The sequence below is a fragment of the Streptomyces sp. NPDC034037 genome, from assembly GCF_055575715.1.
On sequence record NZ_JBVISC010000012.1, the window covers coordinates 47,160 to 72,575 of the forward strand.

At 70.7% G+C, this 25,416-nt stretch carries 29 protein-coding genes; 8 read left to right on the forward strand and 21 right to left on the reverse strand.

What is annotated here, in order from left to right; genetic code table 11:
* Positions 1-117: 117 nt before the first annotated feature.
* From ACZ516_RS30960 to lxmK, 13 genes are all read right to left on the reverse strand, one after another.
* Complete coding sequence (locus tag ACZ516_RS30960) at positions 118-1,437, reverse strand: M16 family metallopeptidase (protein WP_469012885.1); 1,320 nt, start codon at positions 1,435-1,437, stop codon at positions 118-120.
* A complete protein-coding gene (locus ACZ516_RS30965) occupies positions 1,434-2,705 on the reverse strand; it encodes a M16 family metallopeptidase (RefSeq protein WP_469012887.1) in 1,272 nt (423 codons plus the stop codon). The genes ACZ516_RS30960 and ACZ516_RS30965 overlap by 4 nt, the downstream gene beginning before the upstream one ends.
* A gap of 88 nt (positions 2,706-2,793) precedes the next feature.
* Positions 2,794-2,991 carry an LxmA leader domain family RiPP gene (locus ACZ516_RS30970; protein WP_230901794.1) on the reverse strand — a complete coding sequence of 66 codons (198 nt, stop codon included), beginning with the start codon at positions 2,989-2,991 and terminating at the stop codon, positions 2,794-2,796.
* A gap of 213 nt (positions 2,992-3,204) precedes the next feature.
* Positions 3,205-3,462, reverse strand: coding sequence for a hypothetical protein (locus ACZ516_RS30975; protein WP_361077588.1), 258 nt, complete (start codon positions 3,460-3,462; stop codon positions 3,205-3,207).
* 41 nt (positions 3,463-3,503) lie between these two features.
* Positions 3,504-4,247 carry a class I SAM-dependent methyltransferase gene (locus ACZ516_RS30980; protein ID WP_361077585.1) on the reverse strand — a complete coding sequence of 248 codons (744 nt, stop codon included), beginning with the start codon at positions 4,245-4,247 and terminating at the stop codon, positions 3,504-3,506.
* Positions 4,244-5,206, reverse strand: a complete 963-nt coding sequence (locus tag ACZ516_RS30985) for a hypothetical protein (RefSeq protein ID WP_469012891.1) — start codon at positions 5,204-5,206, stop codon at positions 4,244-4,246. Before ACZ516_RS30985 ends, ACZ516_RS30980 begins: the two co-directional genes overlap by 4 nt.
* A gap of 113 nt (positions 5,207-5,319) precedes the next feature.
* Complete coding sequence (locus ACZ516_RS30990; RefSeq protein WP_361077580.1) at positions 5,320-5,934, reverse strand: flavoprotein; 615 nt, start codon at positions 5,932-5,934, stop codon at positions 5,320-5,322.
* Entirely contained in the window at positions 5,927-6,910 is a 984-nt protein-coding gene (locus tag ACZ516_RS30995) for an LLM class flavin-dependent oxidoreductase (protein ID WP_361077577.1), read from the reverse strand. Before ACZ516_RS30995 ends, ACZ516_RS30990 begins: the two co-directional genes overlap by 8 nt.
* Positions 6,907-7,734 (reverse strand): ABC transporter permease, encoded by an 828-nt coding sequence (locus tag ACZ516_RS31000; RefSeq protein ID WP_469012893.1) that lies wholly within the window; start codon positions 7,732-7,734, stop codon positions 6,907-6,909. Before ACZ516_RS31000 ends, ACZ516_RS30995 begins: the two co-directional genes overlap by 4 nt.
* Positions 7,735-7,736: 2 nt before the next feature.
* On the reverse strand, positions 7,737-8,513 hold the full coding sequence (locus tag ACZ516_RS31005; RefSeq protein ID WP_361077571.1) for an ABC transporter ATP-binding protein: 777 nt from the start codon (positions 8,511-8,513) through the stop codon (positions 7,737-7,739).
* Positions 8,514-8,723: 210 nt separating this feature from the next.
* Positions 8,724-9,047: a transposase gene (locus tag ACZ516_RS31010; RefSeq protein WP_230901786.1), complete on the reverse strand. Its 324-nt coding sequence runs from the start codon at positions 9,045-9,047 to the stop codon at positions 8,724-8,726.
* A 3-nt stretch (positions 9,048-9,050) separates the two neighbouring features.
* Positions 9,051-10,010 carry a T3SS effector HopA1 family protein gene (locus ACZ516_RS31015; protein WP_361077568.1) on the reverse strand — a complete coding sequence of 320 codons (960 nt, stop codon included), beginning with the start codon at positions 10,008-10,010 and terminating at the stop codon, positions 9,051-9,053.
* Entirely contained in the window at positions 10,007-11,068 is a 1,062-nt protein-coding gene (gene lxmK, locus ACZ516_RS31020; RefSeq protein ID WP_469012897.1) for a class V lanthionine synthetase subunit LxmK, read from the reverse strand. Before lxmK ends, ACZ516_RS31015 begins: the two co-directional genes overlap by 4 nt.
* 313 nt (positions 11,069-11,381) lie before the next feature.
* On the opposite strand from lxmK, the gene ACZ516_RS31025 reads away from it, so the two are divergent.
* The 4 genes from ACZ516_RS31025 (at position 11,382) to ACZ516_RS31040 (ending at position 14,581) form a co-directional block, all read left to right on the forward strand.
* Complete coding sequence (locus ACZ516_RS31025; protein ID WP_361077562.1) at positions 11,382-12,047, forward strand: response regulator transcription factor; 666 nt, start codon at positions 11,382-11,384, stop codon at positions 12,045-12,047.
* A gap of 106 nt (positions 12,048-12,153) precedes the next feature.
* The gene (locus tag ACZ516_RS31030; RefSeq protein WP_358585304.1) at positions 12,154-13,431 is read left to right on the forward strand and encodes a thymidine phosphorylase; all 1,278 of its coding nucleotides are present in this window, start codon (positions 12,154-12,156) and stop codon (positions 13,429-13,431) included.
* A 119-nt stretch (positions 13,432-13,550) separates the two neighbouring features.
* A complete protein-coding gene (locus tag ACZ516_RS31035) occupies positions 13,551-14,135 on the forward strand; it encodes a Uma2 family endonuclease (RefSeq protein ID WP_469012900.1) in 585 nt (194 codons plus the stop codon).
* A 65-nt stretch (positions 14,136-14,200) separates the two neighbouring features.
* Positions 14,201-14,581, forward strand: coding sequence for an STAS domain-containing protein (locus ACZ516_RS31040; protein WP_469012902.1), 381 nt, complete (start codon positions 14,201-14,203; stop codon positions 14,579-14,581).
* Here ACZ516_RS31040 and ACZ516_RS31045 read toward each other — a convergent pair.
* Positions 14,492-15,475, reverse strand: a complete 984-nt coding sequence (locus ACZ516_RS31045; protein ID WP_469012904.1) for a sigma-70 family RNA polymerase sigma factor — start codon at positions 15,473-15,475, stop codon at positions 14,492-14,494. The genes ACZ516_RS31040 and ACZ516_RS31045 overlap by 90 nt on opposite strands.
* A 112-nt stretch (positions 15,476-15,587) precedes the next feature.
* Positions 15,588-16,874, reverse strand: a complete 1,287-nt coding sequence (locus tag ACZ516_RS31050; protein ID WP_361077548.1) for an MFS transporter — start codon at positions 16,872-16,874, stop codon at positions 15,588-15,590.
* A gap of 62 nt (positions 16,875-16,936) precedes the next feature.
* On the opposite strand from ACZ516_RS31050, the gene ACZ516_RS31055 reads away from it, so the two are divergent.
* Positions 16,937-17,914 (forward strand): LysR family transcriptional regulator, encoded by a 978-nt coding sequence (locus tag ACZ516_RS31055; RefSeq protein ID WP_361077545.1) that lies wholly within the window; start codon positions 16,937-16,939, stop codon positions 17,912-17,914.
* Positions 17,915-17,963: 49 nt separating this feature from the next.
* On the opposite strand, the gene ACZ516_RS31060 is transcribed toward ACZ516_RS31055, so the two are convergent.
* Positions 17,964-18,728 (reverse strand): alpha/beta hydrolase, encoded by a 765-nt coding sequence (locus tag ACZ516_RS31060; protein ID WP_361077542.1) that lies wholly within the window; start codon positions 18,726-18,728, stop codon positions 17,964-17,966.
* A gap of 102 nt (positions 18,729-18,830) precedes the next feature.
* Between ACZ516_RS31060 and ACZ516_RS31065 the strand changes: the two genes are divergently transcribed.
* Positions 18,831-20,000, forward strand: coding sequence for an adenosine deaminase (locus tag ACZ516_RS31065; RefSeq protein WP_469012907.1), 1,170 nt, complete (start codon positions 18,831-18,833; stop codon positions 19,998-20,000).
* 148 nt (positions 20,001-20,148) lie between these two features.
* On the forward strand, positions 20,149-20,520 hold the full coding sequence (locus tag ACZ516_RS31070) for an ATP-binding protein (protein ID WP_361077539.1): 372 nt from the start codon (positions 20,149-20,151) through the stop codon (positions 20,518-20,520).
* 65 nt (positions 20,521-20,585) lie between these two features.
* Here ACZ516_RS31070 and ACZ516_RS31075 read toward each other — a convergent pair whose 3' ends face one another.
* The 5 genes from ACZ516_RS31075 to afsQ1 all read right to left on the reverse strand — a co-directional run bounded on the left by ACZ516_RS31075 (position 20,586) and on the right by afsQ1 (position 24,324).
* Positions 20,586-20,786, reverse strand: coding sequence for a PspC domain-containing protein (locus ACZ516_RS31075; protein WP_358698992.1), 201 nt, complete (start codon positions 20,784-20,786; stop codon positions 20,586-20,588).
* Between the two features lie 91 nt (positions 20,787-20,877).
* Positions 20,878-21,426, reverse strand: a complete 549-nt coding sequence (locus ACZ516_RS31080) for a VanZ family protein (protein WP_469012909.1) — start codon at positions 21,424-21,426, stop codon at positions 20,878-20,880.
* 53 nt (positions 21,427-21,479) lie between these two features.
* Entirely contained in the window at positions 21,480-22,091 is a 612-nt protein-coding gene (locus tag ACZ516_RS31085) for a hypothetical protein (RefSeq protein WP_358585324.1), read from the reverse strand.
* Positions 22,088-23,650, reverse strand: coding sequence for a HAMP domain-containing sensor histidine kinase (locus ACZ516_RS31090; protein WP_361077535.1), 1,563 nt, complete (start codon positions 23,648-23,650; stop codon positions 22,088-22,090). Before ACZ516_RS31090 ends, ACZ516_RS31085 begins: the two co-directional genes overlap by 4 nt.
* Positions 23,647-24,324, reverse strand: a complete 678-nt coding sequence (afsQ1, locus tag ACZ516_RS31095; protein WP_358585328.1) for a two-component system response regulator AfsQ1 — start codon at positions 24,322-24,324, stop codon at positions 23,647-23,649. Before afsQ1 ends, ACZ516_RS31090 begins: the two co-directional genes overlap by 4 nt.
* A 215-nt stretch (positions 24,325-24,539) precedes the next feature.
* Between afsQ1 and ACZ516_RS31100 the strand changes: the two genes are divergently transcribed.
* The gene (locus tag ACZ516_RS31100; protein ID WP_358585330.1) at positions 24,540-25,265 is read left to right on the forward strand and encodes a SigE family RNA polymerase sigma factor; all 726 of its coding nucleotides are present in this window, start codon (positions 24,540-24,542) and stop codon (positions 25,263-25,265) included.
* The last annotated feature ends 151 nt before the right edge of the window (positions 25,266-25,416 follow it).

Consider the following 25,416-nt stretch of genomic DNA (forward strand, 5'->3'; position numbering starts at 1 on the left):
CAACCCATTTCTTTCCGGAGAATCTCCCTCAACTGCGGTCATGCGTCCGGAAGAATTTTAATTGGCGCAGCTCGGGGGCGGCTGTTTCTTTAGGGGTGCGCGGCTGCGTAGGCGTCGCTACGTCCAGCTTTCGTCCCAGAGGGCCCGGACTTCGTCCCCCAAAGCGCTGTGCTGCCCTACCAGGACGCCGGAGAAAGCTGCCGGCCGGTAGTGACGACGCACCGCATCGGACACCTGCTGGGGGGAAACGGAGCGGAGCTGTTCGGGGAACTCGACCAGCCACGTGAGCGGAAGGCTGTATCCGATCACACCAGCCAGCGTGGACGCCATCCCCGCTTGGGATGTCTGACCTATGCTCGTGATTCCGGTCATGTAGGTGCCGGCTGCGTGAATCTCCTTGGCCGACGGGGGGTCATCGCAGAGTCGGCGCAACACTTGGCTTATTTCTCCGAGTGCTCTGGGCGCCGATTCGGTGGCGGTAGCCGATTCGATGAAGCCGACCTGCCTGCCGAGAACGTCTTCGATGCTGGATTCGACCTGGTAGACGAGTCCGGTGTCTTCGCGCAGCCGGGTGAACAGTCGTGAGGAGAAGAAGCCACCGAGCACGCAGTTGCCGATGCTGAGCGCGGGGAAGTCGGGGTCGACGCGGGCGGCCGCCGGCGCCATGAGCGTGATGTGGGTCTGCGTGGCGTTGTGGCGGTCGATCACATGCAGCCCGGCACTGGTCATCGGTGGCGGGGTCGTGAAGGATCGCGGGGACGGCGGGGGGCGCCACGCCTCCAGCGTGGATGCGGCGGCACCGGCCGTGGCGGCCGGGTCGGCCGCGCCGACGACGACGAGGTACGCCCCGTCGGGCCGCACCACCTCGCGGTGCAATGCGCTGAGCTGCTCGGCGGTCACAGCTGCTACGGCTGCCTCGTCGGGCGGTCCGCCCGTGCTCAGACCGGGGCAGCAGTGCCGTTGGAGGGCGTCGCGCGCCATCGCGGTGGGCTGCGCGGCCCTTGCCCGGACATGGCCGACGACCTTGCGGATTGCCGCGTGACCGGAGGCGCCGCCATAGACGGGAGCGGTCAGGACCTCGCTGAGCAGCGCGAGCAGGTCCACCAGATACTGCTGTGGAAGCGAGCAGCTCAGGGTGAGTTGGGAGCCGGTCCAGCTGACGTCCAGCGTCGTACCCCGACGTCCCAGGATGTCGTCCAGCTGCTCGGGGGTGTGCCGGGCCGTGCGCCGGCCGAGCGCGGCGGCGAGCACGGAAGCCGCCGCGGGGTCAACGGTGTGGGCGGGCAGGGGGATCGCGAGGCGTAGTTCCGCCATCGGCACGGACGGCGCGTGCACGGTGACCACGCGCAGCCCGTTGCTCAGGCAGGTGTCGACGAAGGGAGGGAGGGTGAAGTGCTGGTCGCCGTCCGGCTCGGGCAGCAGGGCGGAGCGTGTCATCGCAGCGCTCCGACCGCGGGCGCCAGGGCAAGCACACCCCTGGCGTCGGCGGCAAGTCCTCCCGCCGCCCGGGCCACCTGCTCGGCGTCCACCGCCCGCAGCAGGTAAGGGAGTTCGTCGACCAGTTCGGCCCGTCCGTGGAGTACCTCGAACGCGCCCGTGTGGCGGGTGCGTACCAGGAGGTTGTCGTAGCCCCGGGCCGCCGCGGTGAACGATCGGGCCAGGGCCCGTGCCAGCTCGGGCTCCTCGGGTCCGGTGGCGGCCAGGTCCACGAGTTCGGCGTCCGTCTCGCCCAGGACGTCGTCGAGAGCCGTGTGCGGGGGGTGGGCGGCCACCAGATGGAAGGTATCGGGGTGGCGCGCTTGCAGGGGGCCGAAGAATCCGCATCCGGTCCGCACCGACGCGGCCACGCCCCCCTCCCGTACGAGCCTTCGAGTCAACCGGGCGTTCTCGCCTCCCGTCAGGAGGAGCGAGAGCACGACGTGGGCGAGGTAGTCGGCGCGTCGGGTCACCGGATCGGGCATGCGGTATCCGAGGGCGACGGCGGGCAGCGCGGCGTGCGCGTCGTGGTGGGTGCCCCGGCGCTCTCCGGTCAACGGCGGTTCGCACAACGGGGGCTGCGACGGTACGGGCCGGGCGGGAATCCGGCCGAAATGGCGCTGGATCATGTCCGTGACCCGGTCAGGAGCGAAGGAGCCCGAAATGGTGAGCACGGCGTTGCCCGGCGCATAGTGCTGGTAGTGGAAGGCCTGGCAGTCGTCGAGGGTGGCCCGGTCGAGGTCCCCGAAGTGCCCGTAGCCGTTGTGCGCGTTGGGGAAGGTCCCGTAGAGGACGGCGGGAAGCACCGTCCAGGGGAAACCGCCGTACGCGCGGTTGGTCACATTCGCGCGGACCTCTTCCTTGACGACGCTGAGCTGAGTGCGCAGGTTCCTCTGCGTCAACCACAGCGAGGCCATTCTGTCTGCTTCGAGGAAGAGCATCCGCTCCAGCGCGGAGGTGGGGCACACCTGGTAGAAGTCGGTGTAGTCCTGGTGCGTGGAGGCGCCCGAGGTGCCGCCCGCGGCTTGGACGTGCCGGAAGTGCTCACTCGGGCCCGTGTTCCGGCTTCCCTGGAACATCATGTGCTCGAAGAGGTGGGCGAATCCACTACGGCCTTCCGGCTCGTTGCGAAACCCCACTGCGTAGTGCACCGCCATGCCGACCGCCGGGGCCATGGGGCGAGGATCGAGCACCACGCGAAGCCCGTTGTCCAGAGTCAGTCTTCGCATATTCCTGTCCGCTTGCCTGGTACTACCGTCGGCGGGAAGGGCGCCATGCCGGTACCGGCCTGGCCGGTACCGGCGCGTGGCCGACGGCTCAGCAGCCCTTGCCGAAGGTCACACCGGCGCTCATGCTGATGCCGGCGCTCAGGGCGTAGGAGCCCTCGGTGATCACGACGGTGGCGGACAGGGCCACCGGGCTGGCCTCCGGAGCGCCGGTCGTCTGGGCGGCGCCGACCTCCTCGGCCGTCGCGTAGGCCGCGTACCCGGAGATCAGCTGGTCGGTGGTGTTCATTGCATTCTCCTCAATACTTGGAAATTCGGCGAACAGCTCCGCCTGCACGAATTTCTAACACGCCGGGAAGGGAACCTGCTAGTTCGAAAGATTAGTGGCCCAGAATTTTCAGGGGTAAAATTTGGGTAGCACCGGATCAGCGGCGTGCGCGCAGAATGCGGGCGAGAATGGAACCCTTCGGCTCCACCCCCGCCCGCACGACATCACTGCCCCTTACAGGCCGTCCACATACTTCTTGGCGATAGCCATCGAAGCCAGCGGATAGTTGTCGCGCACCGCCTTTACGGCCGCGATGTCACCGCGGTCACGCTGCACGGAGCGAATCCTCTGCTCGTCCACCTGGCTGCGGAACCCCTCATAAGAACCGTACTGATTCCAGAACGCTTTCTTCCGCTTGCGTACGGCCTGGTCCCCGACAATCCCCAGGGCGCCGGTGACGCCCGCTGCGATGAGTACGGATATACCGTCCATTTTTCTCCCTCTCCCTAGGGTCGATGGTGAGTGAATGCCGTTCACTCTGTCCGCTCGTACACCGATACGTGCCGAGGGCTGGTCACGGAGTACGGCTCCTGGTACCACCCGCTCCAGCGCTCCACCAAGCGCAGACCGGCCAATTCGGCCAGCAGGTCTATCTCCAGGGGGAACGCGTACCGCAGCACGTGGTGCGTGGTCGAAGGCGGGCCTCCGTCGATGATGGTGTGCGTCGCCACCATGAGCTGCTGTGTCTTGTCCACGGTGAGCGTGTCGAGCATCACCGTGCTCTCGTCGAGGTAGCGCATGGAGAAGTCCGGCTTCTCCATGACGTGGTACGGCGAGGGGTCGAACGCTTCGAGGACGAACCGCCCGCCCGGCGCCAGCCGTTCGCGGGCGTTGCGCAGGCAGGCCACCTGCGCCTCCTTGGAGACAGCGACGAAGAACGTGTTCAGTACCAGCGTGACGATGTCGTACGACTCGTCGAAGTCCGTGAGCGGTTGGGTGAAATCGCCGAGGACCGCCGTGATCGCTCCGTGGGGATCCTTCTCCCGGAGTCGTGCCAACATCGCCTCGGAACCGTCCACGCCGTGGACCTCGTGTCCCCGTTCGGCCAGGGGCAGGGCGATCCGTCCGGTGCCGATGCCCAGCTCCAGCACTTTGCCGCCGGGCTCGAGCATGCCGTCGAGGAACTCCACCGCGGCCGTGGTGTCGAAGCCGATCGGATACATCTGTTCGTAGACGCCGGCGAGTTTCTCGTTGTAGTGCGCGTTCTGCGCGATCATGCCTTCTCCAAGTCGGTCGGCTCGTAGGGGCCTTCGGCGGGTGCGCCGGCGGCAGCGGGGGTGTCGATCAGGTCGGCCAGCAGGTCCAGGTAGTCCAGCAGCTGCTCGGTCCAGCCGACGTACGCCGCGTAGTCGTGGGCATGGAGGAGCACGCGAAGTACCGCGGCGCGTTCCACCGCCTCGGTGTCCGCCGCCTCGGGGCCGTACCCGTGCAGCACCGCACGGGCAGCCGCCGCACAGAGGGCTGCCGCCTCTGTGTGCCGGGGGCCTGCGAAGTGCAGCAGCCGGAACTCGGCCAGCTCGCCCAGCAGCCATCCCAGGTCGTGGGCGCGAGGGCCGCGCGCCAGCTCTTCGCCCGCCAGCAGGACGCCGGCCTGGGGTGGACGTGCGGGGATCACCGCGCCGAGGCCGACCGCACCTAGCACCAGGACGTCATCGGGACGCTCCTGCTCCCACTCGCCCAGCCAGTGGCGAACGCGGTCCGTGCGCAGCCGACCCAGCCGGTGCTCGGCTGCCTCGAAAAGCCGGGCTGCCCCGCCAGGACCGTCACGCCGGGCCAGCCACCGGGACAGGCGTAGGCCGCCGCTGGGACGCCGCACCACCGGGCCGGTTCGTACCTCGTCGTGCACCCGTCGCACCGTGACCCCGACGCCGTGGAGCAGTCGGGGCATGGCCGCCCACCTGTCGGGGGACTCCGGCAAGGTGGTGAGCACGTGGGCGAGCGTGTAGGGCAGCGGCGCGGGATACCGACGCTCTGCCCGACCGCCCCGGCCCAGCGCCACCCGGACACCCGAGAGGCCGAGCGCGGCCGTGGCCGCACGGACGGACTCCGGTACCGAGGTGAAGGGGTCCTCGCGGTCGGGACCAGGGACGCGGGTCCACTGGTAGCCGACGCCGTTCCCCAGTATCCGCGTGGTCAGAAAACCTGTGCCGAAGTGCGCCACCGGCGTCTCCGGCATCTCCGGCGTCTCCGGCGCCTCTGGCGTCCCTGGCGTCCCTGGCGTCCCTGGCGTCTCTGGCGGCTCCGGGGTTTTTGGGGTTTCCGGCGTTTCCGGGGTGAGGGCGTGCGCGCTCACGCGGCTCTCCCGGTGCCGGCCCGCAACGCCTCCAACGCCGCGATGACATCGGGCAGCGGGGCGTTCAGCGCGGCATCGTTCCGGCCGGTGGTGACGCTCAGACCCATCACGGGAGGGGCCAGCACCACATTGCGGCGCGCGCGCAGCGCCGCCGCGTGCTTCGCGAAGGCCGTGGAGTCCACCCCACCGGGCGGCAGCGAGGGTGCCACTGCCACCGCCGCGCGCGTGCACTGCAGAGCCAGCATGACGGGAGTGTCCGCGAGGCCGTTGGCCAACCGCGCGACGAAGCTCAAGGTGGCCGGGTTCACGACCACCGTGTCCGCCCACTCGGCCAGCTCGACATGGGGCGCGACCGTGGCTGCCTCCGAAGGCCACGCGTCGGTGAACACGTCCCCAGGGATGAGCGGGGCCAACGCCTGGCGCGTGACGAATCGTTCGGCGCTGCGCGTGACAGCGATCCTGATCTCCAGCTCCGGGTAGCTCATGCTCAGCCAGTTCACCCAGAACGGGGTGTGCGCCGCGCTGAGGGCACCCGTCACCACATAGAGGAGCCGACGGCCACCGAAGGGCGGCGGTCCGCCCTTGTCGGCCTCGTCGCCGGGGTCAGTCATCGTCCGCGACCGCCTCAAGGATCTCCCGCAGGTCCCGCAGGCCGGCCTGGGTGCCCTCGGTCAGGTGAACGCCGCAGACATTGATGATCACTTCGTCCACACCGCTCGCCCGGTGCGCCCGGACGACGTCTGCGATGTCCTCCACCGTGCCGGAGGCGAAGACCTCCCTGCGCAGCAGTTCTTCGGCGCCCTTGAGCGGGTCCGAGGCGCTGACCTCCACTCCGGCACGCCGCAGCATGTCCGTGTAGTGCTCCGAGGTGAGGTGCGGTCCCGCGGCGGCGAACACGATCCGCCGCAGGTTGCGGCCGGGCCGGGTGACCGCGGCGTGCACGACGCTGGCGACACGCGGGGTGCCCGTGCGGCCTGCCCGCCGAACGCCTTCACCGATCGCCGGGATCAACTGGTCGGCGATGTACCAGTGGGGAGTGAGCCAGGTGATGGCGACGTCGGCGACCTCCCCCACGGTCCGGGCCATGCCGGGCCGCAGGACACCGAGGCCCACCTCGGCAGCGGGTGCCGGCACGTGCAGCATTCCGGTAGTGGCGGTGAAGTAATCGCCTTGGTGGGAGAGCACCTCGCTGTCCAGCAGTTTGCGTACGAGGGTGGCGTATTCCGCCACCATCTTCAGCGGGCGCTCATAGGGCCGGCCCAGGAGCGACGCCTGGAAATCGCGCGCCCCCGGACCGAAGCCGGCCACGTACGGGGCCCCCGACAGCGCGCTGATCGAGCGGGCCTCGACGGCCGCCTGGTAGGGGTGACGCAGCATCGTCAGCGCGACGCTCGTGCCCAGGGGAACTCCCGGCACACGCGCCGCGAAGGCCGCGAGAGCCTGGTGCGTCTCGATGCGCAGTGACTGGCCGAGCCAGATCCGGCGCACACCCAGGTCACGGGCGAAGGTGCCGAACTCCACCATGGGGTCGAGCGAGTCGGGCTGGATGGGGAAGATGGTGGAGATGTGATTCATGGTGGCGCTCATCGCGCGGACTCACTCTTCTTCAGTCGGCTGCCGGACTCCCGGCGGGTCATCCGGTGCAGTACTCGGGGGGCGAACAGGAAACCCATGACGGCCCACACGGCGATGACCAGGTGCACCTTGTCCAGTTCCCAGCTGTCGGTCGCCTCGGCGGCCAGTGCCGAGTCCGGCAGCAGCGCGGCGCGTACGCCCTGGGCGATCCACTTCAGCGGGAATGCCCCCACCACGTCCTGGGCGAGTTCCGGGAGGACCGTGACCGGGAAGTAGATGCCCGAGAACATCATGAGCGCGAACAGCGGGATCATCACCGTGCCCAGCGCCTCCCGCGAATTCGGCAGGAGCGACCCGATGATCGCGCCGATCGGTGCGACGGCGACGAGTCCCAGTACGAGCACCGAGACCAGCGTGAGCCAGCGTGTGGCATCCGAGGGCAGCGAGGAGCCGAGCACCACTGTCCCGCCGAGCAGCATCAGGGCCGCGCCGCCCAGCGCGGTCACGACCATGACGAACGTCTTGGCGATGAGGTAGGCGCGGATGCCACCGGGAAGCGTCTTCACGCGCAGCAGGGTGCCGTCCTCCCGCTCCACGGCCAGAGCTTGGGTCAGCGTCAGGAGCCCGGCCTGGATGACCATGGTCGCGACCCCTCCGGCGACCATGAGTTCGGCCATGGGGACGGTGCTTCCGGGGATGTCGCCGTCGAGGACCGATCCCAGGACGAGGAACATGAGCGGGGTGCTCAGCTGGGTGAACACGTCACGGGGGCTGCGCAGCAGTTGCCGGAGCTCCAGTACACCGCGGTCGATTCCGGCGGCCAGTGGACGCGTCATGGTCACTTCACCTCCGCGATCATGCGCAGATAGGTGTCCTCAAGGGTGGGCCGGTGGACCTCCAGGTCGGGTACGGGCCCACCGAATTCGTTGTGCAGCCGCCAGGCGCAGGCGGAGGGATCAGAGGTCCGTTCCTCCTGTCGGCAGCCGTCGGCCGACCAGATCACCCGGGCCTGGGAACGGGCCTGTTCACTCAGTTCCTCCGACGTTCCGGACGCGGTGATACGGCCGTCGATGAGGATGGCGATGTGGTCGGCGAGGCGCTCCGCCTCGTGCAGGTCATGTGTGGTGAGAACCATCGTCATGCCGTCTGTCTTCAAACGCGTGAGCAGATCGTGGAACTCGCGCCGTACGACCGGGTCGAAGCCGGTCGTCGGTTCGTCGAGGAACAGCAGCTGCGGGTCGCCGATGATGCCGAGGGCGACGTCCAGCCGCCGCCGTTGGCCTCCCGAGAGCTTCTGGCACTGCTGGTCGACCTGGTCGCCGAGCTGGAGGGCCTCCAGAACCTCGCTCACCTCACGGGGATTTGCGTAGTAGGAGGCGAAGTGGTGCAGCAGTTCCCCCACTCGCCAGCGGGCGTGATCGCGCCAGGACTGGCACACGACGCCGAGCCGCCCCCGCCACTCCTCGTCGCCGTCGTCCGGGTCCCGTCCCAAGACCGTGACGGAACCGCTGGTGCGCCGCCGGAACCCCTCCAGCACCTCGACGGTGGTCGTCTTGCCCGCGCCGTTGGGGCCCAGCAGAGCGAGGACCTCTCCGTGGTTGACGGTGAGATCCACCCCGCGAAGGATGTCCTTGGTCCCGTACCGCATGGTCAGGTCGGCAACGGATATCGCAGGTGTGCCCACCTCAGACGGATTCCGAATTTTCCTGCCCCTTCTGTGTGGTGCTCTGCGCTCTGTGCTGCTGGAGTCGTCGGGTGTAGGTGCGGCGGGGTATGCCGAGAATGGTGCAGAACCTCGAGATGCTGACTCCTGTTTCATTCCGGACTACCTCGAGGTACCAGAAGGGACCCGCCGGTAGTCCCCTGTTCTGCGCCAGGTCATCAGTTCCACATACGCCTCGCCGAGCGCCTGCTTCAGCTTCCTGACCTCTTCGGAGAGGGCCTGTTCGCGCTGGGTCGTGCTGTGGCTGATCAGGTTTCCCCCCAGGGCCGCGCTGCCGCCCTGGAGGAATTGCCTTCGCCAGTTCGAGATGGACTGCTCGGACACCTGGGCCTCCCGGGCCGCCTCGGCGACGGTCCGGTCCTTGGAGAGGACGGAGACCACGATGCGCACCTTCTCCTCGGACGGGAGTGCAGGAGGACGGGCCATGACTCACACCCCTTCGAGGACGGGCAGCTCGGGGGAGACGAGGTCACGCGCGGGCCGCCGGGGGTCGATGCCCGCCTGTGCCAGCGCTGAGGCGACTGCCTCTGCGCGAGAGCAACGGGTCGGGGTGAGGACGTGGTTGAGCAGTCCCTCGGCCACGGCGGCCGAACGGTGCTCACCGAAGCTCATGTGCGACCGGCCCGGACGAGTGTCGGTCGGTTCCCACGCGCAGCTGAGCCCGGGAGCCAGTTCGTGCGTGAACGGGGAGACGGCGCTGCCCAGTCCCTGGGTCGCGGCAGCGGCCCGGACGACGGCGTCCGCCACGTGCAGCGCCTCGCTGCCCAGGTAGACGACCAGGGCGTCGCGCCGCGGGTACAGCAACGGTGAGGAGCTGATCTTCGCCCGGTAGGGGGCGCCCGTGGCTTCGAGCGCCGTCAAGACGGTGTTCCAGACATCGGGCGCGTATGAGCTGTCCGTGACGTGGACGTACAGCCTGAGCAGTTCCTTGCCCTCGGGGCGACCGGCGGAGCCGTCGGCGAGGAAGAAGCCCGGGGACAGCGCGGGGCGTACCGCTTGAAGAGCCACGTCAACGGCCCCTCCGGGGCCGGCTTCCGTGCAGGTCTCCCTCGGTACCCGCACCCGCAGACCGTCCAGCTCCACGATCGCCTGTCCCGCGTCACCGCCGAGCAGGCGGGTACGGCACACGGTGGTCGGGTGGGGTGTGGCCTGGGTCAGCAGCCGCTCGAGGTCCGCGTCGCGCAGCGTACGGGGCAAGCCTCCCGGCAACTCGGGCCGACCGGCATGCAGGCACTCGTAGATCAGCATCGTGAGCCGATCCCTGAGGGCGAGTGCGGTGTCGGCCTCGACGGTGCGCTCACCGATACGCGCGGAGAGGCCGTTCTCGGTCTCTTCGATCCGGATCGCGTCGAGGGCGCTGTTCAGCGTGTCACTGAGCACGTTGCTCATGCCTCGTCCCCCAGTCCGAGCGTGGACACGAACTTCTCCGGTCGCAGGAGCGCGTTCCTGCCGATCCCCATGGCCGCGCGGGACACGGCCGGCAGCCTGCTGCCCCGCATGGCCGTGGCCATGGCCCGGTCGATCATGTGCCAGCCGGCGTATGCGGTGGCGCGAGTCGCGAGGCCGGTGTCGGCCCGGCCGCGAGCGGAGCGGTAGCCGGACCAGAACGAGGCGATCAGGGGGCGCACCCGGTCCACTTCCCGCACTCCGCGAGCCACGATCTCGGCGTGGTCGGGTTCCTCCCCCAGGGCGGCGCCGCTCTCGTCCACGGTGCGGCCGGCCATGCCGGTGACGGCCCGGTACAGCCACTCACCCGCGATGGCGCCCACGTCCCGGGCCCCGTCCGCGAGCCGGAACTCCTCGCCGTCCGTCAGGAACAGCGTCCCGTCACCGATGAGGAACTGATCGAGCCTGAGGTCGCAGTGGGTCGGTACCTTTGGCGCCTCTTCTTCGCTCCTCCGCAGAGCCGCGAGGGCCTCAGCGAGGACCGCGTCTCCTTGCAGGATGTTCCACAGGGTCACCTCGGCGAACGTGAGCCCCAAGTAGGACGGGAGCGGAAGCGCCTGGAGCAGGCGCAGGTCGGGAAACGGGAACGGTGACGTGTCCAGCGGAAGGGCCGCGCCGGCGGAGCCGAGGCGGTGCAAGGTGCCGATGGCGTGCCCTGCCCTGCCGGACCACTCGTCCTCGGCCCCGCCGTCCGCGAAGTGCTCGGCCAGCGTGCGGCCGTCCGCGACCAGGTCGAACACGAGGATCCGCGCGTCCTCGTCGTACCCGATGAGTTCGGGCGTGCTGAGACCGGGGCGTCGGGCCTGACGGATCAGCGAGTCGAAGGCCCTGGAGCGGTGGATGCGCTCTATGGCGTCCGTGCCACCGCGGTCCAGGTGCTTCACGAACACACCGAAGCCGGCCGACGTGGTCCCCGCCCAGTTCTCATTGCGCCCGAGAAGGGAATCGACGCCCTCGGAGCGCAGCTCACCCAGGCCGAGACCGGTGAGGAGGTGGTTCACCTCCGGGACTCTTCGAAGCTCAAGTGGCGCAAAGGCGCCACGTCCGGAACGCACGTATTCCCCCCAGATGTTCCTTGTGAATCGGGTTCCGGCACACATGATCAGGCCTGGGGGAACGCGCACACATCCACTGCCGGGCTGGTGCCAACCCCTCCGATTGGAGGGGGTCTCCCCCTCCCCATGGCACGAATGGAATAGACCATTACGGCCCTCGGGGGAAAGGTTGGCTCAACTTGATTTGCTGATTGATCAAGGGCAGGCTAAGTGGCGAGGACACGGCTGACCTCGTGTTTCTCGCGAATGAGGGGGATCCGTGATCAACGTGGTGATTGCGCACGATCAAGCGCTGCTACGAGCAGGGTTGCGCAACGTTCTTGGGGACGAACTCAACATCGGGGTGGTGGCGACGTGCCAAAGATCCGACGTGGCCGAGACGGTTGAACGTCACCGACCGGAAGTCGTTGTCCTCGGCGACCACGCGTCACGCGCCCGGACCCTGTCGTCCATCGACGTGCTGCACAGCATCCGCACTCCGCCCAAGGTCGTCCTGCTCGCCAGCCGTCTCGACGATTCCCTCACAGCGGACGCCCTGATGAAGGGCGCCTCCGGGGTTCTTGAGCAGGACTCCACCCCGGAGATGCTCGTGAGTGCCATACGCGTCGCTGCCACCGGTGGCCAGGTGCTGGCGAACCCGGCGTCGCCGACGGTCGTCAGTCTGCTCAACCGGGGAGGAATCGCGCCCGCGATCCGCGAGCGTGCCGGAACCCTGACGCCGAGGGAGATCGAGGTCTGCGCCCTGCTGGCGGAGGGCCTCTCCAACACGGAGATCGCCCTGCGCCTACACCTCAGTGCGGCGACGGTGAAGGACCACACAAGGGCCATCTACCTCAAACTCGGCACACCCAACCGTGTCCGTGCCGCCATCCTGACGTACCAGTTGGGCATGCTCGCCCCGGCCGACGCCACCGTGGCGAGCTGACCCTCGGCCCCGATCTTGGCCGCGGGGCCACCTTCAGCTGACGGCTCTATGCGCGTAGAGTCGGCTCCCTGTCTACGTACGCCGCTGTACTGCTGGAAGGACCGCCATGGACGTCATCTCCGTCATCCGCACCAAGCGCGACCGGGGCGAGCTGAGCGACGAACAGATCGACTGGGTCATCGACGCGTACACCCGCGGCGCGGTCGCCGACGAGCAGATGTCGGCCCTGGCGATGGCGATCCTCCTCAACGGCATGAACCGCGCGGAGATCGCCCGCTGGACCGCCGCGATGATCGCGTCCGGCGAGCGCATGGACTTCTCCTCGCTCTCCCGCCCGACCGCCGACAAGCACTCCACGGGCGGTGTCGGCGACAAGATCACGCTGCCGCTCGCCCCGCTGGTCGCCGCGTGCGGCGCGGCCGTCCCGCAGCTGTCCGGCCGGGGCCTCGGCCACACCGGTGGCACCCTGGACAAGCTGGAGGCCATCCCCGGCTGGCGCGCGCTGCTCTCCAACGAGGAGATGCTGCACGTCCTCGACTCCGTCGGCTCGGTCATCTGCGCGGCGGGCGACGGCCTCGCCCCCGCCGACAAGAAGCTCTACGCCCTGCGCGACGTCACCGGCACGGTGGAGGCCATCCCGCTGATCGCCTCGTCCATCATGTCGAAGAAGATCGCCGAGGGCACGGGCTCGCTCGTCCTGGACGTGAAGGTCGGCACCGGCGCCTTCATGAAGAACATCGAGGACGCGCGGGAGCTGGCGTCCACGATGGTCGGGCTCGGCACCGACAGCGGCGTGCGCACCGTCGCCCTGCTCACCGACATGTCGACCCCGCTCGGCCTGACGGCGGGCAACGCCCTCGAGGTCCGCGAGTCCGTGGAGGTCCTCGCGGGCGGCGGCCCGGCGGACGTCGTCGAGCTGACCCTGGCCCTCGCCCGCGAGATGCTGGACGCGGCCGGCCTGAAGGACGCCGACCCGGCGAAGGCGCTGGCCGACGGCTCGGCGATGGACGTGTGGCGCCGGATGATCGCGGCCCAGGGCGGCGACCCCGACGCGGAGCTGCCGGTGGCCCGCGAGACGCACGTGGTCAAGGCCCCGACGTCCGGCGTCCTGACCCGGCTCGACGCGTACGACGTCGGCGTCGCCGCCTGGCGCCTGGGCGCCGGCCGCGCCCGCAAGGAGGACGTCGTCCAGGCCGGCGCGGGCGTCGAGCTGCACGCCAAGCCGGGCGACTCCGTCGAGGCGGGCGCACCCCTGATGACCCTGCACACGGACACCCCGGAGCGGTTCGCGTACGCGCTGGAGTCGGTGGAAGGGGCGTACGACATCGCCGCCCCGGGGACGGACTTCTCGGCGCCGCCGATCGTGCTGGACCGGATCGGCTGACAGCTGGGCCCGCGCCGCTCTGGCCAGGGCTTACTCGTACGGGTGAACGGGATCGGTGGACCGCCGCCGGTCCCGTTCGGCATGCTGGGATCGGTGACGCACCGATAGAGGAGACCGCCATGAGCGCACTCACCGTGGGCCACGGATCCGGCCAGGACTGGGACGACCTCGTCCGGCTCTGGGAGGAGATGGAGTGGCCCGAGGGCAGCAAGGTGGAGATCATCGAAGGGGTCATCACCGTGTCGCCCAGTCCTGCCAATTACCACAATCTCATCGCGGAGAAAGTGCACCGCCTGCTGTACTCCGTGCTTCCGGATGACTGGGGCGTCTACCAGACGCTGTCCCTCGCGGTGCCGTCGAAAGCCGGCATGTTCGTCCCCGACCTGGTCGTGGTCCCGCTGGCCGACATCGACGGGCCGGAGACGTACGTTCCGGCCGGCGCCGCCGAACTGGTGGTCGAGGTGACGTCCCCCTCCAACGCCCGCCACGACCGCGTCAGCAAGCCCGCCGCCTACGCCGCCGCCGGCATCCCCCTCTACCTCCTCATCGACCGCTGGGCCCCCGGCGGCCCCACCGTCACCCTCTACGGCGAGCCCCGAGGCGGCGTCTACCGCCTCCTGAGCGCCTGCAAGTTCGGCGAGAGCATCAAGCTGCCCGCCCCATTCGGCCTGCCGATCGACACCAGCGCGTTCCCCGGGGACTGACGCGGGCATGCCCATCGCGGGGGCGGGGACCGATGAGTTCCGTCCGCCGCGCCGGTCCACCCTGCGTGGCCGATTCCGAAGCGAACCTCATCCATGTCACGGGCCCCCTGCGCCCGGCCGACGTCCCGTCCCTGTGCGAGCGGGTCGCCGCCGCCCGGCACGGGCCGGGCGACGGCGCGAGCAGGGACGTCGTCTGCGATGTCTCCGGCGTCACCACCGCCGACCTCGCCACCGTCGACGCCCTCGCCCGGCTGCACCTCGCCGCCCGCAGGGCCGGGGCCCGGGTCCGCCTGCGGAACCCCGCCCCCGCGCTGCTGTCCCTCCTCGGGCTCGTCGGCCTGGCCGAACTGCTCGGGCTAGCCGTCGAGATGCGAGGGCACCCCGAACAGCGGGAACCACCGCTCGGTGTCCAGGAAGCAGTGGAAGCCGGCGATACGGCCCTGTGAGATCTCGATGACCTGGATCGACCACGGCATGAAGCCGCCGTTGTCCGGGTCGGGCTTGTACTGGGCGAAGCCCGGCGAGCCGTTCACGTCCACCGGGATCAGGCGGCCGTCGGCACAGCTGGCGCCCATCGTGGCCATGAAGCCGGTGATGTCCGCCGTGCCCCGCAGCCACAGGTCGAACGGCGGCATCGTCATGACGGCGTCCTCGGCGAGCAGCGCGGTCAGCGCCACCATGTCGTACCCCTCGAAGGCGGCGACATAGCGCTCCAGGAGCTTCTGCTGCTCCTCGTCCAGCGGATCGGAGACGGCCGTGTCGTCCTGCGGCCGCTCCGCGAGCGTGGCGCGGGCCCGCTGGAGCGCGCTGTTCACCGAGGCGACCGAGGTGTCGATCAGCTCGGCGACCTCACTGGCCTTCCAGGCGAGGACCTCCCGCAGGATCAGCACCGCGCGCTGCTTGGGCGGCAGGCTCTGCAGGGCGGCGACGAACGCCAGGCGCACCGACTCCTTGGCGACGGCGGCCTCGGCGGGGTCGCTGGGCGTGGGCAGCACACGGGCGTCCGGCATCGGCTCCAGCCAGGTGTTGTCCGGGCGGGGGGTGAGCGCCGCCTGGGCCAGCGGGGCGGCGGCCGTCAGGTCCATGGGACGGGCGCGGCGGTTGCCGGCGTTCAGCATGTCCAGGCAGACGTTCGTCGCGATGCGGTACAGCCAGGAGCGGACGCTGGAGCGGCCCTCGAACTTCTCGAAGCTGCGCCAGGCGCGGACCATCGTGTCCTGCACGGCGTCCTCGGCCTCGAACGCGGAACCGAGCATCCGATAGCAGTACCCGGTCAGTTCGACCCGGTACTTCTCCAGCGTGACGTCCAGATCGGTCGTCGTCCCTGCGATGTCGCCCATCCCCACCCACCCCTGCGGCTACCGGCGCCGGACCACTTCGAGGCCCGACACAACGGAAGCTACCGCAGCCCACTGACAACGGCCCGCGGAGTGAGAAAACCCGCAGGTGGAATCAGCAGGAGCGGGCGACGAGGCCGCGCCGGCGCTCCGCCCGCGCCGCGTGCGAGCCCCACACGGTGACCGACACGACGCCGAGCACCGCGAACAGCCCGAGCACGACGGTCCCCGCCCAGCCGCCCGAGTGGAAGGCGACGGCGCCGAGCGTGCCGCCCGCGCTGGAGCCCAGGTAGTACGCCGACTGGTAGAGCGCGGAGGCCTGCGCGCGGCCCGTGGTGGCCGTACGGCTCACCGAGGAGGACGCCACCGCGTGCCCCGCGAAGAACCCGGCGGTGATCAGCACGAGTCCCAGCAGCACCAGGACCAGCGACGAGGACAGGGACATCAGCAGCCCGCCCGCCGTGGTGCCCACCGCCAGGTACAGCGCCCCGCGCCGCCCGAGCCGGGCCACCAGCTTCCCGGCGGCCGCCGAGGAGATTGTGCCGACGAGGTAGACCAGGAAGATCGAGCCGATGACACCCTGGGGGAGCGAGAACGGCGCCTCGGTGAGCCGGTAGCCGATCACCGTGTAGACCGCGCCGAACACGGTCATGAACAGCGCCCCGATCGCATACAGCCTGCACAGCAGCGGGTCCGACAGATGGGTGCGGACCGTCCGCGCCAGCGACCCGGGGGTCGGCGAGCCCGGTGTGAAGTGCCTCGGCGCGGGCAGCAGCGCGCGGAAGGCCACCGCGCAGAGCACCGCCACGACGCCCACCACGGCCAGCGCCGCACGCCAGCCCCAGGCCTGCGCGACCCAGCCGGTGACGATGCGGCCGCTCATCCCGCCGATGGAGTTGCCCGCCACGAACATGCCGATCGCGCCGACCAGCGCCTTGGGCCGCACCTCCTCGGCCAGGAACGCCATCGCGGACGCCGGGAGCCCCGCGAGGGCCGCGCCCTGCACGGCCCGCAGCGCGATGAGCACCTCGACCGACGGGGCCAAGGGGACCAGGAGCGCGACCGCCACCGCGACGCCCAGCGACGCGGTCATCATCGTGCGCCGCCCGAAGCGCTCGCTGAGCGCGCTCAGCGGCAGGACGAGGAGAGCCAGTGCGCCCGTGGCCGCCGAGACCGTCCAGCTCGCCGTGCTCGCGCTCGCGCCGAAGTCGGCGGAGAGCAGGGGGAGCAGGGCCTGCGTGGAGTAGAGGAGGGCGAAGGTGGCGACGCCCGCGAGGAAGAGGGCGAAGCTCATCCGGCGGTAGCCGGGACCGCCCGGGAACAGTCGGGAATCGGCGGCGGGGGACGACGGGGTGAGGGCGTCCGCGTGGAGGGCGGACGCCCCGCTACTGGCGGGAGGCATGCCATGAACGTACGACCCGCATTTTGATGCGTCCAATGCATGGAATCGCCATAATCGTTCCCATGCCGCATCAGCAGAGGTCACAGCAGCGCCTGTCACGCGACAGTGACGTGGAGGACATCGTGACGCTGCTCGCGCCGCGTCTCGCGTACTTCGCGGGCGTCGCCCGCACCGAGCACGTCACCCGCGCCGCGCAGGAGATGCAGATCCCCCAGTCGACGCTCTCCCGCGCCCTCGTGAGGCTCGAACGCGACCTCGGCGTCGACCTGTTCGCCCGCCGGGGCCGCACCGTCTCGCTCACCCCTTCCGGCCGCGCCTTCCTCGCCTCGGTCGAGCGGGCGCTCGGCGAGGTGGAGCGCGCCGCCGAGTCGGTGCGCGCCGACGCCGACCCGGCCTCGGGCAAGGTCGCCTTCGGGTTCCTGCACACCATGGGCTCGGAGACCGTGCCCGGCCTGATCCGCGCCTTCCGCGCGGACCACCCGAGGGTGCGCTTCAGCCTCGTGCAGAACTACGGCGAGGCGATGCTGGAGCGCCTGCGGGCGGGGGAGCTGGACCTCTGCCTCACCTCGCCCGTGCCCGACGCCCCGGACCTGGTCGCCCGCCGCCTCGACGAGCAGCGGCTGCGCCTGGTCGTCCCCGACGACCACCGCCTCGCGGCGCGCAAGCGCGTGCGTCTGGCCGAGGCCGCCGACGAGGCCTTCGTGACCCTGGAGCCCGGCTACGGCCTGCGCCGCATCACGGACGACCTCTGCCAGGAAGCGGGCTTCAAGCCTCGCGTGGCCTTCGAGGGCGAGGAGGCGGAGACCCTGCGCGGCCTCGTCGCGGCCGGCCTCGGCGTCGCCCTGCTGCCGCCGCCCGCCGTGCCCCGCCCCGGAGTGGTGGAGCTGACGGTGACCGGCCAGCGGGCGGTCCGGGAGATCGGCGTGGCCTGGCTGGACGGCCACCCGGACACACCGCCGGTGGCGGCGTTCAAGCAGTTCCTGCTGAGCAGAAAGGGAAAACTGCTGCCGGAAGTGGGTCACAGCCTGTCCGGCGCTTGAGGACGAACCCGGCGGAGCCGGCGATCGACCGCACCTCACACCCGCGGGCTCACCGCCGCAGCGACCGTCCGAACCCCGAGGCGAGCGGCATCCGCAACCCCAGGGGCGGCGGCGCCGCGAGGGCGTCCCGCAGGGGCCGCGCGAAGTCCTCCCCGAAGAGCGCGCCCCGTACGAAGTCGGAGGCCAGCGCCAGGACCTCCGCGTGATGCTGCTGCAGCCGGTGCCCGTCGGAGTGCACCTCGAACCGGCACACGTCACGGTTGGCCTTCTTCGCCCGCGCCGCGAGCCGGAACGACAGCTCGGGGTCGGTCCGCTCGTCGTTCGTGCCGTGCACGATCAGAACCTGCCGCCCCGCGAGCTGCCGCACCGGCTCCGGCGGCGCCGCCACATCGTCCTCGGGCAGCCAAGGGGCCAGCGCCAGCACGGAGTTGACCGCCGGGTGCCCCGCCGCGCGCAGCGCGGCCCGGCCGCCCATGTCCACCCCGGCGAGACAGACGGGGACGTCGCCGTACCGCCGTACGATCTCGTCCGCGGCCCAGGCGGCGTCCTCGGCCGGCTGGGCCCGCACGCCGTTCCAGCCCCGGCAGCGGTAGCGCACGACATGCGTGGCGAGGCCCGCCGCGCGCCCGTCCCGCGCGAGGCGGCGCCCGAGCGCGCGCACGGCGCCCGCCGCGAGCGGCGACGGTCTGCGGGTGGAGGTCTCGCAGCCGCCGGGCAGCAGCAGCACCGCGCCGCCCACCGCGGAAGGTGCCGTGCCGATCGCGCGCCCGAGCCGCGGCGCGTCCGCGGACCGCGCCGTCCCTTGGTGTGCCATGACAGAACAGTGTCAGAAGGCCCGGTGTACGCCACCCGTCCGCAGGGTCACTGTTACGTATCGACCAGTGAGTTCTACGCGCGTAGGCGTTAGAGTGCCGAAATGACGAGCCAGACCATCAAGGGCGGTCACACGGACCGCGAAACGCCCAGCGCCGAACAGATCCGCCGCGCCCCCAAGGTGCTCCTCCACGACCACCTCGACGGCGGCCTGCGCCCCGGCACGGTCGTCGACCTCGCCCGCGCCTGCGGGTACGAGGGCCTGCCCGAGACCGACCCCGACAAGCTCGGGATCTGGTTCCGCGAGGCGGCCGACTCCGGCTCCCTGGAGCGCTACCTGGAGACCTTCGCCCACACCTGCGCGGTGATGCAGACCAAGGACGCCCTGCGGCGCGTGGCCGCCGAGTGCGCCGAGGACCTCGCCGAGGACGGCGTGGTCTACGCCGAGATCCGCTACGCCCCCGAGCAGCACCTGGAGGCCGGCCTCACCCTCGAAGAGGTCGTCGAGGCGGTCAACGAGGGCTTCCGCGAGGGCGAGCGCCGGGCGAAGGACAACGGCCACCGCATCCGCGTCGGCGCCCTGCTGACCGCCATGCGGCACGCCGCCCGCGCGCTGGAGATCGCCGAGCTGGCCAACCGCTACCGCGACCTCGGGGTCGTCGGCTTCGACATCGCGGGCGCCGAGGCGGGCTTCCCTCCCACCCGCCACCTGGACGCCTTCGAGTTCCTCAAGCGGGAGAACAACCACTTCACGATCCACGCGGGCGAGGCCTTCGGCCTGCCCTCGATCTGGCAGGCCCTCCAGTGGTGCGGCGCCGACCGCCTGGGCCACGGCGTGCGGATCATCGACGACATCGAGATCGCCGACGACGGCACCGTCAAGCTCGGCCGCCTCGCCTCCTACGTACGGGACAAGCGCATCCCGCTGGAGCTGTGCCCGACGTCCAACCTCCAGACGGCCGCCGCAAGCTCCTACGCCGAGCACCCCATCGGACTGCTGCGGAAGCTGCATTTCCGGGCCACGGTGAACACCGACAACCGCCTGATGTCGGGCACCAGCATGAGCCGCGAATTCGAGCACCTGGTCGACACCTTCGGCTACACGCTCGACGACATGCAGTGGTTCACAGTCAATGCGATGAAATCAGCGTTCATTCCTTTCGATGAACGCCTCGCCATGATCAGCGAGGTGATCAAGCCCGGTTACGCCGAGCTGAAGTCCGAATGGCTGTTCCGCCAGACCGTCCCGACCAGCGCGTCTGTGGCGGGTTAGCGGGCCTTTTCGCGTCTGTCGCGACGATAGGGCGGCCGGGTGCGTGTCACCCGGCCGCTTTTCGCGGTCCCCTGCCCGTGATCCGGGCCGCGCGCGGTCGTTGAACCCCGCAGATCCCCGTCATCGAATTCGCAAGGACGCATTCAAGATGAAGCAGTCTGCCGCCAAGACCCTCGGTGTCGCCGCGCTCGGTGCCGCCATCGCCGCCGCCGGTGCCGGCGCCGCGAGCGCCGCCGCCGGTCTCCCGGACGCGACCTCGGCCCTGGGTCCGGTCAGCTCGGTCCTTCCGTTGGAGCAGGCCGCCAAGACGCTCCCCGCCGGCGCCCCCCAGTCCCTGGCCGCCGCCCAGAACGCCGTCGCGGGCGGCCTGACCGCCACGCAGCCCGCCCTCGACAAGGCCGCCCCCCAGAGCCTGGCGCCCCACGGCAAGGGCCCCGGCGGCCCCGCCTCCCCGCTCTCCGGCCTGCTCGGCGGCGTGCCCCTCGGCGGCACCGGCCTCAACGGCCTGCCGCTCGGCTGAGCCCCCGCCCCGCGCGACGCACCGAAGGGCGCCCCTCCCGGCAGGAGGGGCGCCCTTCGCGCGCGTCACCAGGCCTGGCGGACCTTGTCCTCGGAGGGCAGCAGGATCCACAGGGCGATGTAGAGCAGGAACTGCGGGCCCGGCAGCAGGCAGGAGACCACGAAGATCACCCGCATCTTGGCCGCGGACATGCCGAATCGCCGGGCCAGGGAGGCGCACACGCCGCCGATCATCCGGCCGTGGGTGGGGCGGGCAAGGGCACTCATGTCGGGCTCCTTCACAAACCGTCGGGACCGAGGCTCTCTGTGTACCCCGATACCTCGAAGCTACGGTTGCCAAGTACCCCAAAACATCGCTCTACGGTGCGATCCCGACCCTGGGAATCGTCGGGGTCGACCCCTGAGACGCCTCCTCCCGCAGGAGGGCCGTGACATGCGCGGGATCCGTCCGGCGGCGCAGCCACGCCCGGGCGCAGGGCACCACGGCGACATGCGCGACGGCGACCCCGAGGGTGTTCAGGAGCAGCGAGTCGATGTCGACGACCTGCCCCGGCACACCGGTCTGCAACAGCTCGATGCCGAGCGAGAGCAGCGCCCCCGCGGCGACCGTGCGCACCAGCGAACCCCACGGCGAGACGACGAGCCGCCCGCCGGCCAGGGGCAGCAGCACCCCGAGCGGGGCGAGCAGCAGCACCGCCTCACCGAGCCGGCGGGCCGCCTGGAGGCCGCCGAGCGCCAGATCCGCCTTGATCCCGGCCAGCGGCCGCAGGTTCGCGGCGCTCACCCAGGGCACGTTCAGCGGACGCAGCGTGATCCATCCGACGAGCAGAAGATGTGCGACGAGGAGGAATCCCCCTGCCGCACGGAAGCGGATGGCGGCAGTACGGCCGCCCGAGCCTTGACGCACGCCCCCCAAGACGCCTCAGGCGGCAGGATCGGTTCCGCGTACCGGCGCGCCGGTTACTCCAGGGTCTTGGTGGGCGGCGCCACCGTGCCGGGCCGGGAGCGGACCTCCGGGGTGCACGTGTAACGCCGCGGCGGGCCGTGCCCGGGGCCGCCCATCACGACCGAGGGCCCGTCCGCCGCCGCGGCGCTGTCGGCCAGCGTGCACACGATCTGGGCGAGCGCGAAGGCGGACAGGTTCTCCGGCGGCGTACTGAAGCGCAGCGCCTCCTCGGGGTCGCCCTCGGCGGGGCCGAGGACCCGCGTCCCGCCCCGCACGTCCGTGGCGAGACCCGCCTGCTTCTCGGCCTGCGAGGGGGAGACGGCCAGCTCGTCCAGGAGGGCCTGCGCGATGCGCACCCGGTCCGTGGCCGCCGTGTCGGCCTTGTCCTGCGGCACGCGCACCGTCCGGTCGACGGACACCAGCTGCGCCGCGCACACCAGGAAGACCTGCACGGGCACCCCGCCGCTCGACTGCGAGGCGATGTCGGGGCCCGACATCACGCACGGCACCCGCGACGGCGCGGGCCCGAAGTCGGTGGGCACCTCCGTCGACCTGATCCCGCACCCCGCGAGCGCCGCGGCGAGCGCGACGGCGGCCACCGCCGCCCGCGTCCTGCGACCGGTCATGCCTGGCCTCCCTCGGCTGCCTCGCCGGCGCCCCCGCAGCCGGTCTCGCTCTCGCTCTCGCACGGCAGCCACAGCGTGAAGACGGCGCCGCCGTCGGGGCAGTTGGCCGCGGAGATGTCACCGCCGTGGATGTGCGCGTTCTCCAGGGCGATGGACAGGCCGAGGCCGCTGCCCTCGGACCGGGGCCGGGACGCGCTCGCCTTGTAGAAGCGGTCGAAGACGTGCGGCAGCACGTCCTGCGGGATGCCCGGCCCGTGGTCGCGTACGGAGATGACGAGCTTCTGGTCCTCCAGGCGCACCGCCACCTCCACCGGGGAACCGCCGTGCTTGAGGGCGTTGCCGATCAGGTTGGCCAGGATGACGTCCAGGCGGCGCGGGTCGAGCCGGGCGGTGATGCCGCGCTCGGCGTCCAGCTCCACCGCGTCCAGCCAGGCGCGGGCGTCGATGCACGCGGTGATCTGGTCGGCGATGTCGACGTCGTCCAGGACGAGGCGCGCGGTGCCCGCGTCGAAGCGGGTGACCTCCATGAGGTTCTCCACGAGGTCGTTCAGGCGCCGCGTCTCGCTCACCACGAGCCGCACCGCGGGCTCGATCATCGGGTCGACGGAACCGGTCTGCGCGTCCAGCTCCTCCTCCAGGACCTCGGTCACCGCGGTGATCGCCGTCAACGGCGTCCGCAGCTCGTGCGACATGTCGGCGACGAAGCGCCGGGACGCCTCGTCGCGGGCGCTCATGTCGGCGACCTTCTTCTCCAGGTTCTCGGCCGTCCGGTTGAACGTCCGCGACAGATCGGCCAGTTCATCGGTGCCGGACACCCGCAGCCGGGTGTCGAGCTTGCCCTCCCCGAGCCTGCGCGCGGCGACACCGAGGCGGTGCACGGGCTTGAGTACGGTCGTGGCGGCGGCCTGCGCGAGCAGCGCCGAGCCGATCAGCGCGAGGGCCGTGGCGATGGCCAGCGACCAGCCGAGCGAGCTGAGGTCCTTCGCCTCGGGCTCCAAAGACTTGAGCATGTAACCGGTCGGGCCGCCGCCGATCACCGTGGCCCCACCCACCAGGTACGGCGTACCGTGGTCCACGGTCCGCTGCCAGTACAGGTGGTAGGGGCTGTCGTTGCCGGAGGTCAGCTCCTGTTTCTTGGCCACGGCCTGCCGCAGCGGGTGCGGCACCTTGGCGAGGGTGAACGCGTCCAGGTCGGAGTAGCCGACGATCCGGCCGCCGCCCTTCTTCTCCGCGACCAGGAGCACGCTGTAGCGCTGGCCGCTGTTGGCCATCTGTCCGGCCGCCGTCTGCAGTTCCTCCTGGGTGGCGTCGGCCCGCAGCGCGCCCGCGCGGGTCTGCATCTGCTGCCGGAAGTCCTTGAGCGCCGCGTCCTGGGCGCGCGTCAGCACGGCCTCGCGGTTGAGCCAGTACGCGATGCCGGACGCGGTGACGGCGGCGGTGAGCGCGACGAGGCCGAACACCACCACGAGCCGCAGCCGCAGACTCGTGAAGCGCCACCCCGCCAGCAGGGCCTTGCGCGCCGCGGGCAGCCCGCGGAGCTCGTCGTGCGGTGTGGTCACTGAGGCGAGTCCAGCCGGTATCCGACCCCGCGCACCGTGCGGATCAGCGTCGGCGAGGACGGGACGTCCTCGACCTTGGCGCGCAGCCGCTGCACACACGCGTCGACCAGCCGCGAGTCGCCGAGGTAGTCGTGCTCCCACACCAGGCGCAGCAACTGCTGCCGCGACAGGGCCTGCCCCGGCCTGCGGCTCAGCTCCAGGAGCAGCCGCAGCTCGGTCGGCGTGAGCTGGAGGTCCTCGCCGTTCTTCGTCACGGTCATCGCGGCCCGGTCGATGACGAGCGAACCGAACGTCGCCGCGTCGTTGGCCTCCCGCTCGCCGCGCCGCAGCACGGCCCGGATCCGGGCGTCCAGGACCCGCCCCTGCACGGGCTTGACCACGTAGTCGTCGGCGCCGGACTCCAGGCCCACGACCACGTCGATGTCATCGCTGCGCGCCGTCAGCAGGATGATCGGCAGCTGGTCGGTGCGCCGGATGCGGCGGCACACCTCGAACCCGTCGATGCCCGGCAGCATCACGTCCAGCACGATCAGGTCGGGCCGCTGCTCACCGAGCAGTTTCAGGCCGTCCTCGCCGGTGGCAGCAGTGGCCACCCGGTGCCCCTGGCGCGTCAGCGAGAGCTCCAGGGCCGTCCGGATGGCGTCATCGTCCTCGATCAGCAACAGGGAAGGCACGGAGGTCATTCTGTCCCATGCTCGGCCCCAGTTCGACTGTTGGCGTGCTCCCTCACCGCACCCTCACGCGCGGAAGGAGAGACCCCGCGCCCTGTGACAGGCCTGTGACAGTCGGCGGACACCGTCATGAAGTGGGTCCGGCAGAGTTCTGGTCACACGCAAGAAGTACAGAAGCCAGACGGAACAAGCCGGACTCCACCGACGGGGGGCGCGAGATGAACACGCTGCACAGCACCAGCTCAAGCGCAGTTGTCACGCGTCTCCACGACGTCGGGCGGGGCTCTGAGAAGTCCGGTGCCGTGAGCGGGCGGGGGTGCGCTCGCGGCGCCGGGCGTCAGCACACCACGTACATGACGGTGGTTGACGCGCCGCGCGGGACAAGCGTGTGCGGGGAGGGCTCGGGGGAGCGGAAGACCTTGTCGGAGGCGGAGTTCACCGCCTACGTCCAGGAGCGCCGCGCCTCCCTGTACGCGACGGCCTACCACCTGACCGGGGACCGCTTCGAGGCCGAGGACCTGCTGCAGAGCGCCCTCTTCTCGACGTACCGGGCCTGGGACAGGATCAGCGACAAGGCGGCGGTCGGGGGCTACCTCCGCCGCACCATGACCAACCTGCACATCAGCGCGTGGCGCCGCCGCAAGCTGAACGAGTACCCGACCGAGGAGCTGCCGGAGACGGTGGGCGACACGGACGCGATGCGCGGCACCGAGCTGCGCGCGGTCCTGTGGCAGGCCCTGGCCCGGCTGCCCGAACTCCAGCGCACGATGCTGGTCCTTCGCTACTACGAGGGCCGCACCGACCCGGAGATCGCGGACATCCTCGACATCAGCGTGGGCACGGTCAAGTCCAGCATCTGGCGCTCCCTGCGCCGGCTGCGCGAGGACGAGGTCCTCAGCTTTGGCCGCGACCAGGAGGAGTCCTTCGGCGAGTTGGTCGCCTGAGGATTGGGGGGGAACGGGGGCCGCCGCTCCGGGGGGAAGCGGCGGAAGCACGGGGGCACGGGGGAAACAGCGGGACCGGAAGGCCGGGGGGGCCTTTCCGGTCCTTCTGTTTACCCGGCAAACGAACTGCTTGTTCGGTACGGGCTCAACG